The organism is Mucilaginibacter sp. 21P, from assembly GCF_019331605.1.
Taxonomy (GTDB): domain Bacteria; phylum Bacteroidota; class Bacteroidia; order Sphingobacteriales; family Sphingobacteriaceae; genus Mucilaginibacter; species Mucilaginibacter achroorhodeus.
This window is the reverse complement of record NZ_CP063061.1, coordinates 1078855-1096268: the sequence shown is the minus strand read 5'-3', so window position 1 is coordinate 1096268 and position 17414 is coordinate 1078855. Positions and strand designations below refer to the sequence as shown.

The window sequence follows — 17414 nt, the reverse complement described above, 5'->3', positions numbered from 1 at the left end:
AAAAGCAAGCTAAAGTCAATTTAGCATTTATTTTAAATACGGCGGGGTAGCTCAGATGGTTAGAGCGTAGGATTCATAACCCTAAGGTCGGCAGTTCGATCCTGCTCCCCGCTACTTGAAGATGAGGCAGTTACAGTAAAATGTAACTGCTTTTGTTTTTTGGCCACACAGTGTTCATACTCAGCGGCCATTGTATAAAGCCAAATAACGAACGCCGTAATCCCTATCGGCAATATTAAAAGATAGTAAATACATAAGATACAATCATCGTAAGATTCATGAACGTCACTTCAAAAGATGTAACAAAAAAAATTTTTGACTTCTTTGTTAACTCAAATGATTTCAATGGAATTACACTATGGGATTTAGCAGACTCTTGCGGGAAAACAACTTCTGATTTGATAGATGTTCTTATTCCACTGATAGAATTGGAAGAAGTATCTATACAATCAAGTACAAACCCACATATAATTTATAACCGACATTACCCGATTGATATGCAAGTTTATATACTGGATAATTCCAGGAATATAAAACTTAATAAAATGAAATTTGGCGACGTCACTATTGTTCTCGCCAGACACTGACTTTCCAATTTGTTTATATCCATCCATGTCGCTTTTAAGTCGAGAAAGAGACTTATCTGCGTATTCAGAATATCCATTTGATAAGCTTTTAGCTTTAGGCAACCCACAAATGTCGCCTTTATTCTTCGACATTGATGTCTTGGAGAGATATTATCTTGATCCACGCTATAGATTTGATTGGCAAGACTACTCCGGCTCAATACATTGTCATTATGATGAAAACGAAAAACCATTGGTCAGTGAAGAAGATGAAATCTTTTTAAAAACATTCGGTTTAGGTTTTACAAAAAATCAGCAACGTTTGGCAGTTGTTTATTTAAGATATCTTAAAGATTTAACGAAGGAACATCAAGCATTTTGGCTATCAAAACAATCAAAAAAATTAGACAATTCCGTAGTTAGAGAATACTACGATAACACTATTGGTGGAAATTGGAGTTTTACTCACTCATATTTAGTGCTTTTTTAGCAGAGTTAAGACTGATAAATCAGCTTACAAAAGAAATATTTGGTAAAGCGCTTTTTCGCCGAGATTTTGAAGAAGAAAAAAAGCCCAAAGAATTTACTTTCTTTTAGTCCTACGTTAAAAAATTATAATGCTTTCACACTACTCTTAGATAAGATGCTATCTGAAAATATTGATAAAAGTTTTTTTGATGGCAAAATTGACTTATACAGTTATGAAATGGTTGACGCTGTCACAAGGGAACGCAAACCGAAAGGCACTATTTCGTTGCTGGAAGAATGGATAACAGCGAATTTTAATTTTGAAAATAATGAAGCAGTCGCGTATATTTTTAAGCCGATAAAAAAAATACGCAGAGAACGTCAAGATCCTGCGCATCGCATTGATGAAGACAGATATGATTTAAAATATACTGATTTGCAAAGGGAAACAATTTCCTTGGCTTATAGGTCATTAAACGCTTTAAGAATAATTTTTCAACAACATCCGAAAGCACAACATATAGACATTCCTGATTGGCTTGAAAATGGTGAAATAGCTATCTTTTAAAAAGCTTCAATTAAGTCAATTGTAAAACAATCTATCAATTTTAAAGCCTAATTACCTGTTAAGTCGAACAAACAATACGAAACATATTTTAAGTGTTAATAACACAATTAAAATATTTTACTACATTAGCCTTTTACCTGCCAATTATCTATCGATGATGAAAAGACCAGTAAACCCGGCTTTAGTAATAAAAGCATTCTTAATTGTTTTCCTGCTTTTGCATAATGTGCCCGCAGCCAATGCGCAAAAAAAAACCGCTTACTTGTTCACTTACTTCACCGGTAACGGCAAAGGCGAAGAGGCCATACACTTTGCACTTAGCAGGGATGGCTACAATTACAAAGCGCTAAACCAGGATGCTGCGGTTTTGAACCCGGCGGCCATAAGCGCTACCGGTGGGGTAAGGGATCCTCACATTTTAAGGGCTGAGGATGGGCACACCTTCTACATGGTTGCCACGGATATGCAGGTGGCAAAATATGCATGGGGGCCTAACACAGCACTGGTGATGCTGAAATCGGACGACCTTATCAACTGGAAATCAGTATCAGTAAATATCACTAAGCAGTATAAAGAATTTGCAAACGTGAACAGGGTTTGGGCCCCGCAAACTATCTATGATAAAGAACAGCGAAAATATATGCTCTACTGGTCTATGCGTGTAGGCAACGGACCGGATATTTTATATTACGCTTATGCGAACAAAGATTTTACAGGCCTTGTTTCTGCGCCTAAAGTACTTTTTGCAGCAGGAGATAACAAATCAACCATAGATGCCGATATTATTAACAGGGAGGGCAAATACAACCTGTTCTTTAAAACCGAAGGCTCAGGAAACGGCATTAAAAAGGCTGTTTCAGACAGGCTTACTTCGGGCTACGTTGCGCAGGATAAATACTTACAGCAAACTACTGACCCTGTTGAAGGTGCAGGGGTATTCAAATTGAATAACAGTAACGATTACATTTTGATGTACGATGTTTATACAAAAGGTAAATACCAGTTTACTAAAAGCAGCGACCTGGAAAACTTTAAGGTAATAGATCAAATGGTAACCATGAATTTTCACCCTCGCCATGGTACGGTTATGCCCATAACCGAAAGTGAATACCAGCGATTGATGGCCAGATGGGGTGATAATGATCTGCATAACCCTGCGCTGAAAGGCCTTTACGCCGATCCTGAAATCCTGTATTCGCACAAGACAAATAAGTATTACATCTATCCTACCAGCGATGGATTTGATGGATGGTCGGGCACGTATTTTAAAACCTTTTCATCAACTGACCTGGTTAACTGGAAAGATGAGGGCATCATTCTTGACCTTAAAAAGGATGTATCATGGGCTAACCGAAATGCATGGGCACCCACCATTGCCGAAAAAATGATCAACGGCAAGTACAAATATTTCTATTACTTCTGTGCCGCCCAAAAAATAGGGGTAGCGGTTTCTGATAGCCCTACCGGGCCTTTCAAAGATAGCGGCAAACCACTGATTGATAAGCTCCCGGCAGGCATAAAGGGAGGGCAGCAAATAGACCCTGATGTTTTCACTGATCCCAAAACCGGCATATCATACCTATATTGGGGTAATGGCTACATGACCGGAGCTGTGTTGAACAAGGATATGATATCCATTGACACCACAACTATTAAAGTGCTCACGCCGGATACCTCATTCCGTGAGGGTACCGAGGTATTCTACCGCAAGGGGAAGTATTATTTTATGTGGTCTGAGGACGACACCAGGAGCGAAAACTATCGCGTAAGGTACGGGACATCAACTTCGCCGCTTGGCAAGATAGAGATACCTGCTAATAACCTGGTGTTAGCCAAAGATGCCGATAATGCCATCTACGGCACCGGCCATAATTGCGTTATCCAGATCCCTGGTAAAGATGAATGGTATATTATTTATCATCGCTTTAACCGCCCCAAGGGCATTACCATGGGCGACGCCGCCGGCTACAACCGGGAGGTTTGTATCGATAAACTGGAGTTTAACAGTGATGGCTCTGTTAAGCGGGTTGTGCCTACCGTAAAAGGCATTGCGCCGGTGAAGTAATTTTTTTACTTCCTGTTTGCATCACTTAACGAAGTTTTTTTATAGTTAGCAAAGTATGCGCTATCAGCTTTGTCAAACACAGCACTGTCAATCATAACTTGTTGTATATCGGATGATTCTACTGGTAACTCAAATTGTTTTCTCAGGTCATTTCGTAAAGAATTTAGCAAATCTGTAAAGTCATTACCTTTGCGCTCTTCAATTCTTTTCGTCTGTATATGCAATAAATCAATTTGCTCTGGAGTACCGAAAAACTGCACAGCTATCGCTACCTTTCTTAAGTACAATGCGGAAAGTCGTTGTTGATGCTGGCCACGGTATACTATAGCATAACAAAGGTTCTGATAAGCCTCAGTCTCATATTGTAGCCTTATATCACGAAGCTTATTATAACGTTCAGTTTTGGCATTCAAATTACTACCGTACCAAATTCCAATCACAGCGAAAACTGCAGGTAACCATATTGTAAGAAAAGTCTTTTTAAAGCTTAAGGATTGGTTGGACATGCTTTAAAGATAATTATTCTAAAGATAGGAAATAGAATTTATACGACAGATACGCCAAAGCAGCACCCGAGCAAGTAACTCAGAATTATAAAATGTAACTGCAGAAATTAATCAACTGGGATAACGCCGTTATAGAGCAACCCGCGTAAGTGTCGAACAAATTCTTGTAGTGATATCAACACAAAGGCCGCTCCTTTATAAGAAGCGGCCTTTAACATAATTACTAACTTATTAACTTAAAACAGTGTAAACTCAACCCTGCGGTTCATTTGTCTGCCTTTATCTGTTTTATTTGTGGCTATCGGCTGCAGCGGGCCGTAACCTGTTGCCTCTATGCGCGATGCATTTGCACCTTTTGATACCAGGTAATTCTTCACAGCCTGTGCACGTGCTTTCGATAAAGCCATGTTCGCTTTCATGCTGCCTTTGCTATCGGTGTGGCCTGCCAGTTTAAGCGCAAAATCTTTTTGGATCAGTAATTCTGCAACGCGGTCTAAGGTTGGGTATGAGCGTTCTTTAATTTCTGCCTTGCCATAAGCAAACTCCAGGTTTTTAATGGCATCGCCAATTACACGGCGATCTTGTTGGGTAATAACTTCCTTCTCTTTTACAACAACAACAGGCAGCGGACAACCACCGCCATCTACTTTGGTACCAGCTGGTGTACCCGGGCATTTGTCATATTTATTTGCTACGCCGTCGTTATCATCATCAGCCATGTCCCTTTCGTCCTGAAGGCGTTTTTGCTCTTCTGCTGCTAACCTTGCCTGTAACTGGGCGGCTGTTTCCTTTATCTCCTCATGTACTACCGCAACCGTGCTAAAGTTTTGCAGCGGCCTTGCGTTTTTCTTACCAAAGCTATACTCAATACCTAAGTGCCCATAAGACATGTGATCATGCAAACCGCTCCGGTAACCATCAAAGGCGTTAGTTCTTAAAGAATACACGGTGTAACCCAGATCGATATTAACCGCCTTTGAAACACCTATCTTAAAGCCTATCCCAATAGGTAAAAACCATGTTTTACCATCACCGCTTGTGGGTTGCGGCACATTAGCCATTACCGGCGGCGGGTTGCGCACCGTAGTGGAGTATGACATATACCCCACACCCGCAGTAAGGTAAGGCACTATTACTGCAGGTTTTATAGATAAACTTAAATTAGGCACTGTAAAGTAACCACGCAGATCTGCCGACCAGTTGATATTGGTTTCATAGCCGCTCTGGTCCTTGCCGGGTAAGCCATCCGGGAAATTGTTCAGTTTAGAAGCGTTAACCTTTCCGAACAAGAAATCGGCCTGCAGGCCGAAGCTTGACATTATCTGCCTCTTTACAAAAAACGAATAACCGAATTTTTCGTGCGGGTTACCGTAGTCGCCATTGGTTTTACGGTTAAACGGTGTCCAATGGGTTAAAAAGCCGCCGTTAGCACCTATCGACCAGCGGCGCAGGTCATCGGTGGGCAACTTAGATGTGTCGGTACTGCTTGTTTGGGCAATACCTTGTGCAGAAATGGCCGACAGGCAAGCCACAAGGCACCAGTTTTTTAATGTTTTCATTGTTGGAAAATCTTTAGGTGTGATAGATCTTTTATAATTCAGGTTTATAGTATTTATGGTTCAGTATGCGTTTTTGTTACCAGCCAGGGTGTATACTACCGTTAAAAAAATGATATACATATCCAGCAGGAAGGTCCAGTTCTTTAAGTACCATACATCGGCATCCACACGGTTCAGCATCTCATCAACAGTTGCCGTACGCCCGCGTAAGCCATTGGCCTGTGCCCAGCCGGTAATGCCCGGCTTTACCAGGTGGCGTATCATAAAATGCTCTATCAGTTCAGAGTATTCGCGCGTTTGAGAGAGCATATGCGGCCTCGGGCCAACTACAGACATATCGCCCATCAGCACGTTAAAAAATTGCGGTAATTCATCAAGATTGGTTTTCCTTAAAAAAGCGCCTATCCTGGTTATGCGGGGGTCGCCTTTGGCTGTTTGCAGCGTATCAGAATCCTTGTTCACGTACATGCTACGGAACTTATAACAGTCAAAACTCCGGTTATCGCGAGAGGAGCGCTCCTGAGAAAAGATCACCGGCCCTTTAGATTCAAGCATGATCAACAGCGATATGACGGGCAGTAACCAGCTTAATATGAATATGATAACGGCCAACGAAAAAACAATGTCAAACGCCCTTTTACTGGCACGGAACCAGTAATTATTTTTGTAAAAGATGTTCTCATTATCGGCTTCGATCAGTAAACCGTTGAAGGTAAATGCGTTATTGATGAATAGGTTAGCTTGCGCAGGGAACGTTATGCGGGCGTATGGTTGCCGCATATACCTGGTGAGTTCTTTATGGTAAGCAGCACGCAGGGCCGGTTTAAACAGTTGATGGTAACTGTTAGAAAAACCATCCTGGATCAAAATTGAGATGACACGGCTAAGGGATGTAACTCTTTCCATAACGCTTTATACTATGTTGTTAAACTTGTTTCAATAAGCCTGTTAATTGTTTTACTTGCGTGCTATGGTGAATATTAGCAGCGCTGTGTTTAAAAAAAGCAGTCCCGGCTGCACTATGGTAGAAAAGTCTTGTATCTTTTCGTTTTTTATTGCTCTCCGGTTTTGTGCTATGTAAATAATGTCCTGACTTTGCAGAATAGTGGCCGGATTTGATACGGTACGGAAATCACTGAGGTCGAAAAACAAAACCTGCGGGTCTGTCATTCCGCCGCGCACTATCTTAACCTTCTTCTCATCTCCTTTTTCAGTTAAGCCGCCGGCTTGTGCCAATACATCTATCAGGTTGGTTTTATCGCTCGTAAGCATATAGCTGCCCGGTGAGCGCACCTCACCAAATACGGATACCTTGAGGTTCATAATGCGTAGATCGATGATCGGGTTTTTCAATACGGTGCGGGCGTAAAGTCCCTGTATCTTTTTGGTAGCCTCCAGCTTGGTAAGCCCTGCAATTTTAACCTTGCCTAATACCGGTAGTGCTACTGTACTATCATTCTCTACCTGGTAGGTTTGGGGCTGAGGCGCGTTTGAAGATGCGCCTGGTGTACTACCACCGCCGCCGGGTACGGTAACCACATAGTTGATATCCTGCAGGTTACGCATTTGGATGATATCCTGTGTTTGAATTTTATATTCGTAAGGAGCAGAACCGACCAGTAAAGCGGTACTGTTAGCAGCCCCATGCGTTTCAAAAAGCAACTGGTTTTGCTTGTAGGAGCAGGAGGTACCGATCAACAGTAAAGCAACTGCAGTGATGGTATAACGGAAAAGGCTTTTAGTTTTTTTGAGCGGCATCTTTTTGTTTTAGTTGAATGTGACCTGACCTTCGCTAATTTTTGCCTGACTCTTTTCGACCCTCTCGCTCACTATCTGCTCAAAATGATTGGCGTAGGAATTAACGATGTTATCTATGTTGTAAAAGTTCTCTATCCTGTCACGATTGTTCGTAATCATGCCGTTGTAAGCGCCGGATCCTTTGTCAATACTATCTATGTACTGGGCTACATCAGCAGGTGTGTTAAAATACCAGGCATTCTCGTTAAGCACTGCGCGGTTAAACACATTATCGCTGGCGCAGATAAGTGCATTTGATGCCATCGCTTCTAAAAGGGATGGATTGGTGCCACCAACTGTGTGCCCATGGAAATACAAGTTTGAATAAAACCTGAGGTTATTCAATTTATCGCCACTGAAAATGCTGCCACTGAATATGATGTTAGGATTAAACTTGAACTTCTTAACCAGGTAATTGCCAAACGCATTGTTAGTGTTGCCAACCACCAAAAATTTGTGCTCACTTTCGGTAAGGCAGTATCCATCCAGTATGGTCTCTACACTGTTCTCAGGCTCCATGCGGGCAATAAGCATGTTATATTGGTATGGCCTTAAACGGTACTCAAGCAATACGGCAGGATTATTATCATTAAATAAGGTTGCGCCATACGGAATAAACACCGGCTCTTTACCATATTTATTTTTAACATAGCGTTGTATCTCGGTAGAATCGGCAATAAGGTGATCGCTGGTTAATACCGCTAAGCGCTCTGCCATACGCAAAAACGCCTTAGCCCTTTTTGAATATTTTGCCCTGTTCCACTCCATACCATCCATGTTGGTTGTAATTACAGATTGTGGCGGCAGCATCCATCCCCAAACAGAACTGCTGGTATAGCCCAATTGCAGGATAACATCGAAATTCTTTTTGCGGGCGTCTTTGATACAGTTGAGGTCATAGATAAACTGCCCGGCTGTACCTAATTTATATTCTGGATCATAACAATGGCAGATCTCAACACCGTTCCATTCCTTTTGCTGGTAAGGGTGGTTATGCGAGTTGTAAACAGTAACGTCATACCCTTTTCTTACCAAGCCAACCGACAGGTATTCTGCACATTGTTCAAACCCGCCATAGTTGTTGGGGATGCCTCTTGTTCCGATGATAGCGATGCGCATGGTGTTCAATTATTAGCTGTGTATATTGCTAAATACCTTTAGGTATCAGACCTGTATCTGCAATAAAGTGTGTTAATCAATAATCTATATTACACCAAAAAACCGCGAAATTTCGCTTGTAAGGGCGATATGAATGAAATGAACAGCTGTGAACAGAGTGAATGAAATAGACTACGGCTAAATCCCTGAATATTTTAGCCTGCTACGGTTTAAGACAGTTGAGTGGCTGGGAAAATCGCAAAAAACATCTTATAATTTAACTGTTTTTGCGATGTGCCTAATTATTTGAATAATGAGCTTAACCCCATGAATAACCTTTTAAAATTCATCACCAGGATAAACCTGAAAACAATCCGCTTTAACTTTAAATACTTTCCATTTAAAACGGCCATCAAGTTTCCGGTATTTATTTCAAACAACGTTTTTTTGCACCAGATGAAAGGGCGGGTAATTATCAACGGCCCTATCAGAACGGCACTGGTGCAGATAGGCTACGGCAAAATAGGCATAGCTGATTTTAAACGCTCAAGAGCAATATGGGAAGTACATGGCGATGTTGTTTTTAACGGGCGGGCATTTATAATGCATGGCTGCAAGCTTAATGTAAGCCAGGGCGCACAACTAATATTCGGCGATGATTTTAATATGAGCACCGAATGTGCAATAGTAGCAGCCAAGAAGATACAGATCGGGAACCACAGCGGTATTTCATGGGAAAGCCTGGTAATGGACACGGATTTCCATCATATAGCGGATGAGACCGGAACAGTCTTCAATCATCCTAAAGAAATAATCATTGGTGACAATGTATGGGTGGCCTGCAAATGCACTATCTTAAAAGGTGCTGTTATCCCTAATGGCTGTGTTGTTGCTGCAAACTCCATGGTTACCAAACCGCTTGTTGGCGAGAAAAGCATTTTTGGCGGCAGCCCGCTAAGAGTTTTAAAAAGCGGAATTTCATGGTGGTATTAAATAATGGGAAGAATATACTCGCCCAAATTGTAAACTAAATCAGGGTTACGATCTGCAATTTTTTTGGCAGGGGTACCGCCAACTACCGTGTAAGGTGCAACATCGCGGGTAACAACCGCCCCCGCCGCTACTACTGCACCTCTGCCAATTGTTACCCCGGGTAATATGATAGCTCTTGAGCATACCCACGCATAATCTTCTATTACTACCGGCGCGCCGGCTTGTGCAAAATCCGGGCTGTTATAATCATGATGCAGTGTCCATATCATCACCTCGTTACTGAGATTCACATTGCTGCCAATGCTTAACCCCATGCGTGCGTCTAATAAAGCTTTATGACCAATGATGGTATCATGCCCGATATTCATCTTCCAGGGCGAGCGTACTTCAAAGCCTCTGTATAGGCCCACTTTCCGGTCAATTTTTGCCTTTAATAATTTCAACAAACCTATCCTCAGCGCGTGGAAAGGCAAAAGAGATATCATTCCACAAAAAATGTAGATGCATGATCCTTTAAATTTCTGATAGCCCTTTGCCATTTCTGTTGTTTTTTTTTCAGGCCGATCTCAATATTTGTTCTATCTCGTTACACTGATTAGTGATGCGCTTTTTGATAACCTTGGCAGGCACGCCTCCCGCTACAGAATTTGCAGGTACCGACTTGGTAACCACGCTGCCTGCAGCTATCACACAACCATCACCAATTTCAACGCCATCTAAAATAGTAACCGCGGCGCCTATCCAGCAATTATTACCTATTACAACACCCTGCCTGGTAACTCCCTGATCTTTAATGATCACATCCGGTTTTGAGAACACATGGTTCTCTGAGAAAATTTTAGCGCCCGGGCCAATGATCACATCGTTGCCAATGGTTACACCACCCTGGCCGGCAATAAAAGCGCCCGCATTTATGCCCGTATTGTTACCAATGCTAACCCCAACACCTTTTTTAGCGATAACTCCGGTGCAAATGATGCTGCTGTTGCGGGCAATACTCACATTATCCCCCATCATAATGCCCTGTTCAGAAAGTCCGTTAAGATAAACCCCATCCTCAAGTATCAAGTTTTTGCCGGCCTTTACCAGGTGCGGGTGTTTTACTTTTACACCAGCCCCCACAAATATTAGTCCCTCCGTTTTTATAAACAGTTTAAGCCAACCGCCACGCAAAGCCTGGCCCGCCCTGCCTGATAAGATGATCAGCAGATCGCGCGTGCTGTATTTGCTTTCCCATTTATAGTTGGGGTTGCGCTTAAGTTTTGCTATCAGTTTTTCAATTAACACCGGCTTCTTCAATTATTGTTAAGATCTGTTGCGCCGAGCGTGACCACACAAACTTTTCGGCGCGTTGTAGTCCCTTTGCAACCTTATCGTTGTACAGATCGGGGTTATTTAAAAGGGTATCAATTTTTCGGGCGATGTCATATGGGTTGTCCGGATCTATATATACTGCTGCATCCCCACAAACCTCGGGCATGGCGGTGCGGTCTGATACTATGACCGGCACACCACATTTCATAGCTTCTAAGGGTGGCAAGCCAAAACCTTCTGCATAAGATGGAAAGCAGAAAATAGTTGCGCAGGCATAGATTACCTGCAGATCAGCCTCCGGCACATGACCGGTAATAATAATACGATGCGACAAGTTATGCTGAGCGATCAACGTTTCCAATTCATCCGTAAGGTTATTACGCTCACCTGCAATTACCAGTGGTATATCCTGATTGCTGATATACAACAATGCCTTTACCAGGTTTAGCAGGTTTTTACGAACATTTACCCTACCTACAAACAGCAGATATTTTGCAGGTAGCCCATAACTATCAGCCAAAGCCTGCACTTCACTATTGCTGTAAAAACTCTTGGGTTTAAAGCTCTCATTTATGCCATGATAAACCACGCTTGTGTTTGAGCTGCCGGAGACGTTGTTGCTTAGCAAACGTTCTTTCTCAGATTCTGATATAGCGATAACCGTGTCTGACCTGGAAGCCAGGCGCTTCATCTGCTTAAAATAAAACCGCTCAGTACCTGAGTAATATTCCGGATAATCGAGGAACAGAACATCATGTATGTAAGCTATCTTGTGCAGCTTGCCCGGCCATGTGCTCGCGAAATTTTGGAACAATACGGCTTTCAATTTATGTCGCAAGGCCGCCAGGGGCACCAAAAACTGATTGGATAACAGGTTAGGTATTTCAGGTAAACCAATCAATTTAACATCTGCAGGGAACAAAGCCTGTGCTTGTTTTTTAAATTTCGATGGTATAAATAGGTGCAGATTAAAGCGATCATGGTTGTGCAGTATCATTTCGTTCACCAGGTTCTTAACCACCATGTTGCCGCTGGGTGGCCCGCTAAAGAACCACTTGGCATCAATACCTACATTTATTTTGTTGCCGGTGTTACTCATTGTACAATGTTCAACCTCCTTTCTACAGGATAACCATTACGTTGGCGGTGCACTGCAATAGCCTCATCATATATATGGTTCAGCTTTTTTAGACGTTTGTCCCAACGGTGTTCGTTTGCACACAGCAACGTGGTTTGATGCGTATCTGCCAATATTTGAGTGTTGCCGAGCAAAATGTTAATTACGGATGTGATCCGTTCAAGCATGTTGTTGTAACTGTCAACAGGTACCTTTACACCACATTTAGAACATATTACATCGCCCATGCCGCAATGGTCAAGGGTAAGTGTGGGTACGCCGTTACTCATTGCCTCAAATATCACGGCAGGATTATCTTCGGCAATGCTGGTCATGATATGCAAATGGGAGCACGCGATTATTCGCACGGCCTCCTTTCGTGGCAGGTGTCCACTGAAAACAACTTTATCTGCTATACCATTTTCTGCTGCATATTTTTTAAGTGCTTCATGAAGCGGGCCGTCACCCAAAACATTTAACTTCCAATTGTATGTCTTAAGGGCAGCCAAAGCTTGCAGGCACATTTTCAGATTTTTGCGCTCGTTGAGCGTGCCGCTCCAAACCATCTGTACCTGTTCTGCTGTATTATTAAACTTATTTACGCACGGAAAAACGTCACCTGTAATCCCTTGTTCGGGCAGGTAATAACTATCACGGTTAAAGTGTTGCTTAATAATATCCTGACCTAAGTGCGTGGCCGCTATTAATACGTCGGCTTTTTTAAATGCTAATTTGATCCGTAACGAGTATCTGAGCTGATATTTGTTGATGAAGTTTTTAAGGGTAAACTTTATCCTGGCTTTAAATGGCAGTTGTGCCAATAACCGCTTATCGACTATTTTCATTCCCCCAATTGGGCCCCAAACCAGGGGCTTACCAAGCTTGCTTAGGAAACCCGGCTCCCGGAAACCTATTGGGCCAAGCTGATGGACAACATCGATAGCTACTTCTTTTAACAACTCCTGAGCGGCTTTCAAAGCCTGCTTCTGCCACAGGTAGTAAGCAAAATAAAAGAACCAGCCGAAACCTGCCTTATTTAATAGATTAATGGTTTTGGCGAGCCATCCTGCCTTCACATCAATAAATTTAACACCAGGCAGCGGATGGTCTTCTATATACTGTTTCAGCGTTTGGGTATCGCCCATGTGATCATCAGACATGCCGTAAAGCACCCAAAGATCATGCTCCCCGGCCAGGTTTGTCACCGTGTTCCAGGCCGCAGCATACTCCGACCCCCGCGTTGGGGATATGGCATAAGCTGATATGAGGAGCTTTTTCTTCAAAGCGCTGCAAATTTATTAACCGAACGGAAGGGATCTTTATACCACAGGCGCCAACGCAGCCTGTTCAGTTTGTTAAATAAGCCGGCTAACAAGAAGCTACTCCACGACAGGTTCTGCTTCATAACGGCCAGTTCTTCGGCATGCATTTTTTTTACATCGTTACTAACGCCGAAGGTGCGCATGCAAGCTATGTGCTCATCGATATGTTTGATTTTATAACCCGCATGTTTTATCCTTAAAAACATATCATAATCCATGGCTATTTTGTATGCCGGGTCATACCCGCCAACCGCCTTGTAAACGCCATTTCTCACAAAACATGTAGGGTGCATAATGTACATACCGTAATTAAGCCAGCCTATTTTACTCTTCTTGATGCGTTTAAAACCATTATCACCTATCAACAATAAATTGGCGCAGCATACATCATCATTGGCATACGTATTTATCATCACCAGTTCAACTGCATCCTGCATGTACCAGTCGTCGGCGTTTATCATGCCTATCCATTGCCCCGTTGCGCGCGCTATACCTTTATTAAAACCATCGGCAATGCCTTTGTCCGGTTCACTTACAATTACTGCTATCCTGTCGCGATATTTTTCAATAATATCCAGTGTGCCGTCTGTTGAACCGCCATCCATCACGATGTACTCTATATTTTTATAGGTTTGGTTAAGTACACTCAAAATGGTTTGCTCTATGGTATCAACTGCGTTAAGCACCGTCGTAACGATACTTACCTTAGGGTTTGCAGTGTAATTTTGTGTATTCATGGCGCTCTTAATAAGCAAATTGGTTTGATGGATGTCCGGCTGTTTCGCGCTGCTCATTCATGAAAAGCAAATGGTTAAAATTGAGATAACTAAAACCGAGGGTCACCATCAGGATACTCATCTCCACATTAAAAAATGCCGTTACAATATAGTTGGTCAGAAAAAGGCTAAGTATGCACCCTACCGAAAGCGCAGCGAACAGCTTGATCACCGGCCGGCCATTTGCGTTGGCATACTTACGCCAGTTAATAACAGTAAGCCTTATAAATACAAATGCATAGGTTACAATACCCAGCATACCCGTTTTAATAAGCAGGTAAAGCCAGCCGTTATGTAGTACCGGGATAAATTCATAATCGGTATCCTCGCCCAGGCGCAAAAAGGTTTTAAGGTCTACCAGTTTACCCAGGCCACCGAAGATCCAATCCTTTGTATCGCCCTGCATGTATTGGTTAAGCGCCATAAATGATTCGTAGCCGCGGTATTTGGTGTTAATGTCTTCCTCGGTACTGTAGTTACCGATGCTTAGTTCGTTAAAAGAGCCCAGTAGCTTATCAATAAAAGAGGTTGATGATTGTGTTGGTTTAAAAATATCCAGCGGTACAAATGATACCAGAACTACCACTATAAATGATACCGGAAGAACCCATTGCCTTTTGAGTTTATCGGCAACTAAGAGCATCACAAAACAAAGTGTAATGATAAGATAGGTGCGCGATGCACACATGTAAATACCAAACGCATTAACCACCACAAACAGATTGAAATAAAACCTGCTGAACAGTTTGATATTAAATTTTTTTGTGAGCAATAATATTGCAAGTGCTACCGGCGGCCCGGGCGTACCAACTATCCCGACAGCGTAGTGAGCAGAGTAAGGATCAGTAAGAGATCCGACACCTATATAGTAAACAGAAATACCGGTAACCAGCAGCGAAGTGATCAATCCTGCATATACCAGCACTTTAAGAAACTCATGGATCTTTAAATGACAGGCCAGTAAAATGCCGGCAAGTATAAAAAGTACCGGCAGCATGAAATAGTAAAAATCCTTTAATATCAGGTAGTTATTGTTTGAAAAACCGGCAAACATTCCTAACACCACCGGAATAATTAGAATAGCGAATAATCTTATCAGTTTAACGGCCGATACGTGGCGTTCCATCGGCATTGCTATAATTATAATGGCAACACCTATTACCACAGCCTGCATGTGGAAGAAAGAAGCCACAACCAGCAACAGTAATAAAGCAGAATAGAACTTCACTCTCAATGCCATAACCTTTAATTATACGTGTTATCCTTTATGTATACCGCCGGGTTACCCGCCCATACCTGCTCATCCGGGATGCTTTTAAAAACCACCGAACCCGCGCCGACAATTGCATTTTTACCAATAGTTACGCCTTTAAGTATGGTAGTATGACCACCTATAAATGCACCATCCATGATGGTTACGGGCTTTGAGCGCACCCCCTCAATACTCTCGGGGATCTGGTTTCTTATCCTTGCATCCAGCGAATGGAAATCAGTATCATAGATCACCGTGTTGATACCGATCTTTACATTATTGCCGATGCTTATCTTGCTGTGGCAGATAATGGCAATGGAAGTAACACCCACGTTATCGCCAATGCTTATCTCAGCACCTTTGGCTGCAACAAAATAGCATTGCTGCTGCCTGCCACCCATGGCATGGTATTTACCGCTGTTGAACCAAAACCTTTTCCCTATAGAGAATTTCCCATCCATATTGATATCGAGGATAGGGATACCAAATCCAACAAAATCCTTATGATACTGCACCCCATTAAGGTTAAACTTAAACGTGGTAATAGCGTGCGAATAAGTGCGGGCAGCACGGTAGTAAACTACACGCATGCCCCTGTAAGCCTTTCGTATATAATATGGTAAAGCCATGTTATACTTTTGCTAACTACCTGGCCAGCAAACCTGCCGCCGTGCCGTTGATTATCTTTTTAGTTTGTACCGAAAATGCTATTCCCATCATAATAAAAATGATGGTGTTTGATGTTGTAACCCCCGCAAGTCCCCAATATTTTCCTAATAATATTGACAGCGGAATATTGATGACTGCGCAAATAATGCTGAGGTACAATTGCAGCCTTATCTTGCTGATGCCGTTCAAAAATTGCACATACATAGCTTGCCATATAAGCGCTATGGTATAAATGCACATAGCCAGCGAAAGCGTGAACGGAACGCTAACGCCATCGCCGAGCCAAAGCTTGTAAATTACCGGCGAGCAGATAAGCAACATTACCGTACATAGGCTTAGTCCCAGCCAAAGTTTGTTCATCTTGCCAAGCGTTAGCCTTATCCAATCCAGGTCTTTTTTTACATAGGCTTCGGTAAAGGCGCTCCAGAACGGTGTGATGATCATGATAAAAACCATTAGGATAACCGAAAAAAGTTTGTATGCAATATTGAATGTGGTTACCTCTTTGGGGCTGAATAATTGGGTGATAACGATGTTATCTGTCTCATATAACACCAAAGTACCTATCTGGATAATGAAGAATGCACCGCCCGCCGAAAGCAACTGGTGTGCGTATTTATATTTCACAGACTTAAACGTTGGCGCTAAAGATCTGTAGTTGCCACTATAAAAATAAAAACTGGCAATAAGTAAGATTATCAGGGGTATGCCTGTAACCACGTACACTAAATAAGTTAAGGAACTTGTAGTAAAATTGGTAAGAATAACCACACTGATGATGGTAGCGGCCTGCCCTAAAACACTTATCAAAGCTGGTAATGCGGGCTTTTGATTTGCAGTTAGCACAGTATTTATCAACTGAACTATAAACTGCAAGCAAAAGAAAATAAAGATGACTGCAACCAGGTGATTAAGATTAGGCAACTCTTTAGCGGGTACGTTTAATATACCGTGCCAATTGATATAAGGGTTAATCAAGCAAAATGCTACCAGCAAAACGCCTGATATAGCGGCAAGTATGGCGTAAGTAGAGCTTATATGACTTTGCCCCTCTGTATAGTTACCCAAGGCAACGTCCTCAGCTAATTTGTTCTTAAGTCCGTTACCTAAGCCCATATCAAAAAGCGCCGCCCAGCTAATGATAGAGCTAAGCGTTAACCACACCCCATAATTGGTTGCACCAACGTAGCTAATGGTGAGCGGTATAAGAGCAAACGAGCAAACCACCCCGCCACTTTTGATAAGCAACGACTGAAAAATATTTTTCTTCGCCCTTAACGACCGCTCGTGGCCCTTGGTAAAAAAGCTGCGAAAACCTGTTTGTATTACCTGCAACATAACTTT

At 42.4% G+C, this 17414-nt stretch carries 17 protein-coding genes and 1 tRNA gene; 5 read left to right on the top strand and 13 right to left on the bottom strand.

Features of this window, described 5'->3' with window-relative positions; all coding sequences use genetic code 11:
* The first annotated feature begins 40 nt into the window (after positions 1-40).
* The 4 genes from INP83_RS04795 (at position 41) to INP83_RS04780 (ending at position 3667) form a co-directional block, all read left to right on the top strand.
* Positions 41-114: transfer RNA gene (locus INP83_RS04795), tRNA-Met, on the top strand.
* 498 nt (positions 115-612) lie between these two features.
* Positions 613-1056: a hypothetical protein gene (locus tag INP83_RS04790; RefSeq protein ID WP_219126502.1), complete on the top strand. Its 444-nt coding sequence runs from the start codon at positions 613-615 to the stop codon at positions 1054-1056.
* Positions 1057-1122: 66 nt separating this feature from the next.
* Positions 1123-1602 carry a hypothetical protein gene (locus tag INP83_RS04785; protein ID WP_219126501.1) on the top strand — a complete coding sequence of 160 codons (480 nt, stop codon included), beginning with the start codon at positions 1123-1125 and terminating at the stop codon, positions 1600-1602.
* 157 nt (positions 1603-1759) lie between these two features.
* Positions 1760-3667, top strand: a complete 1908-nt coding sequence (locus INP83_RS04780; protein ID WP_219126500.1) for a family 43 glycosylhydrolase — start codon at positions 1760-1762, stop codon at positions 3665-3667.
* Between the two features lie 5 nt (positions 3668-3672).
* Here the strand turns inward: INP83_RS04780 and INP83_RS04775 are convergent, their stop codons facing one another.
* The 5 genes from INP83_RS04775 to INP83_RS04755 all read right to left on the bottom strand — a co-directional run bounded on the left by INP83_RS04775 (position 3673) and on the right by INP83_RS04755 (position 8648).
* Entirely contained in the window at positions 3673-4173 is a 501-nt protein-coding gene (locus tag INP83_RS04775; protein ID WP_219126499.1) for a hypothetical protein, read from the bottom strand.
* A 236-nt stretch (positions 4174-4409) separates the two neighbouring features.
* A complete protein-coding gene (locus INP83_RS04770; RefSeq protein ID WP_219126498.1) occupies positions 4410-5732 on the bottom strand; it encodes an OmpA family protein in 1323 nt (440 codons plus the stop codon).
* A gap of 60 nt (positions 5733-5792) precedes the next feature.
* Positions 5793-6638: a sugar transferase gene (locus INP83_RS04765; RefSeq protein WP_219126497.1), complete on the bottom strand. Its 846-nt coding sequence runs from the start codon at positions 6636-6638 to the stop codon at positions 5793-5795.
* 51 nt (positions 6639-6689) lie between these two features.
* Complete coding sequence (locus INP83_RS04760) at positions 6690-7490, bottom strand: polysaccharide biosynthesis/export family protein (protein ID WP_219126496.1); 801 nt, start codon at positions 7488-7490, stop codon at positions 6690-6692.
* Between the two features lie 9 nt (positions 7491-7499).
* Complete coding sequence (locus tag INP83_RS04755; protein ID WP_219126495.1) at positions 7500-8648, bottom strand: DUF1972 domain-containing protein; 1149 nt, start codon at positions 8646-8648, stop codon at positions 7500-7502.
* Positions 8649-8954: 306 nt separating this feature from the next.
* On the opposite strand from INP83_RS04755, the gene INP83_RS04750 reads away from it, so the two are divergent.
* Positions 8955-9620 carry an acyltransferase gene (locus tag INP83_RS04750; protein WP_146269280.1) on the top strand — a complete coding sequence of 222 codons (666 nt, stop codon included), beginning with the start codon at positions 8955-8957 and terminating at the stop codon, positions 9618-9620.
* On the opposite strand, the gene INP83_RS21330 is transcribed toward INP83_RS04750, so the two are convergent.
* From INP83_RS21330 to INP83_RS04710, 8 genes are all read right to left on the bottom strand, one after another.
* A complete protein-coding gene (locus tag INP83_RS21330; RefSeq protein ID WP_370630610.1) occupies positions 9617-9889 on the bottom strand; it encodes a DapH/DapD/GlmU-related protein in 273 nt (90 codons plus the stop codon). The two genes, INP83_RS04750 and INP83_RS21330, sit on opposite strands and share 4 nt — an antisense overlap.
* Positions 9890-10175: 286 nt before the next feature.
* On the bottom strand, positions 10176-10919 hold the full coding sequence (locus tag INP83_RS21150; protein WP_255563258.1) for a DapH/DapD/GlmU-related protein: 744 nt from the start codon (positions 10917-10919) through the stop codon (positions 10176-10178).
* Positions 10897-12033 (bottom strand): glycosyltransferase family 1 protein, encoded by a 1137-nt coding sequence (locus INP83_RS04735; protein WP_219126493.1) that lies wholly within the window; start codon positions 12031-12033, stop codon positions 10897-10899. Before INP83_RS04735 ends, INP83_RS21150 begins: the two co-directional genes overlap by 23 nt.
* Positions 12030-13334, bottom strand: coding sequence for a glycosyltransferase (locus INP83_RS04730; protein ID WP_219126492.1), 1305 nt, complete (start codon positions 13332-13334; stop codon positions 12030-12032). Before INP83_RS04730 ends, INP83_RS04735 begins: the two co-directional genes overlap by 4 nt.
* Entirely contained in the window at positions 13331-14110 is a 780-nt protein-coding gene (locus INP83_RS04725; protein WP_219126491.1) for a glycosyltransferase family 2 protein, read from the bottom strand. The genes INP83_RS04730 and INP83_RS04725 overlap by 4 nt, the downstream gene beginning before the upstream one ends.
* 7 nt (positions 14111-14117) lie before the next feature.
* Positions 14118-15389 carry a hypothetical protein gene (locus INP83_RS04720; RefSeq protein ID WP_219126490.1) on the bottom strand — a complete coding sequence of 424 codons (1272 nt, stop codon included), beginning with the start codon at positions 15387-15389 and terminating at the stop codon, positions 14118-14120.
* 5 nt (positions 15390-15394) lie between these two features.
* Entirely contained in the window at positions 15395-16030 is a 636-nt protein-coding gene (locus INP83_RS04715; RefSeq protein WP_146269286.1) for a DapH/DapD/GlmU-related protein, read from the bottom strand.
* A gap of 16 nt (positions 16031-16046) precedes the next feature.
* Positions 16047-17408 carry a lipopolysaccharide biosynthesis protein gene (locus INP83_RS04710; RefSeq protein WP_219126489.1) on the bottom strand — a complete coding sequence of 454 codons (1362 nt, stop codon included), beginning with the start codon at positions 17406-17408 and terminating at the stop codon, positions 16047-16049.
* Positions 17409-17414: the final 6 nt, after the last annotated feature.

Excerpts from the sequence above, each read along its gene's own strand:
- INP83_RS04715 (WP_146269286.1), bottom strand. The coding sequence starts at position 16,030 with ATGGCTTTACCATATTATATACGAAAGGCTTACAGGGGCATGCGTGTA.
- INP83_RS04725 (WP_219126491.1), bottom strand. The coding sequence starts at position 14,110 with ATGAATACACAAAATTACACTGCAAACCCTAAGGTAAGTATCGTTACG.
- INP83_RS04735 (WP_219126493.1), bottom strand. The coding sequence starts at position 12,033 with ATGAGTAACACCGGCAACAAAATAAATGTAGGTATTGATGCCAAGTGG.
- INP83_RS04710 (WP_219126489.1), bottom strand. The coding sequence starts at position 17,408 with ATGTTGCAGGTAATACAAACAGGTTTTCGCAGCTTTTTTACCAAGGGC.
- INP83_RS04755 (WP_219126495.1), bottom strand. The coding sequence starts at position 8,648 with ATGCGCATCGCTATCATCGGAACAAGAGGCATCCCCAACAACTATGGC.
- INP83_RS04760 (WP_219126496.1), bottom strand. The coding sequence starts at position 7,490 with ATGCCGCTCAAAAAAACTAAAAGCCTTTTCCGTTATACCATCACTGCA.
- INP83_RS04775 (WP_219126499.1), bottom strand. The coding sequence starts at position 4,173 with ATGTCCAACCAATCCTTAAGCTTTAAAAAGACTTTTCTTACAATATGG.
- INP83_RS04780 (WP_219126500.1), top strand. The coding sequence starts at position 1,760 with ATGAAAAGACCAGTAAACCCGGCTTTAGTAATAAAAGCATTCTTAATT.
- INP83_RS04770 (WP_219126498.1), bottom strand. The coding sequence starts at position 5,732 with ATGAAAACATTAAAAAACTGGTGCCTTGTGGCTTGCCTGTCGGCCATT.
- INP83_RS04720 (WP_219126490.1), bottom strand. The coding sequence starts at position 15,389 with ATGGCATTGAGAGTGAAGTTCTATTCTGCTTTATTACTGTTGCTGGTT.
- INP83_RS04790 (WP_219126502.1), top strand. The coding sequence starts at position 613 with ATGTCGCTTTTAAGTCGAGAAAGAGACTTATCTGCGTATTCAGAATAT.
- INP83_RS04750 (WP_146269280.1), top strand. The coding sequence starts at position 8,955 with ATGAATAACCTTTTAAAATTCATCACCAGGATAAACCTGAAAACAATC.
- INP83_RS21330 (WP_370630610.1), bottom strand. The coding sequence starts at position 9,889 with ATGATATGGACACTGCATCATGATTATAACAGCCCGGATTTTGCACAA.
- INP83_RS04765 (WP_219126497.1), bottom strand. The coding sequence starts at position 6,638 with ATGGAAAGAGTTACATCCCTTAGCCGTGTCATCTCAATTTTGATCCAG.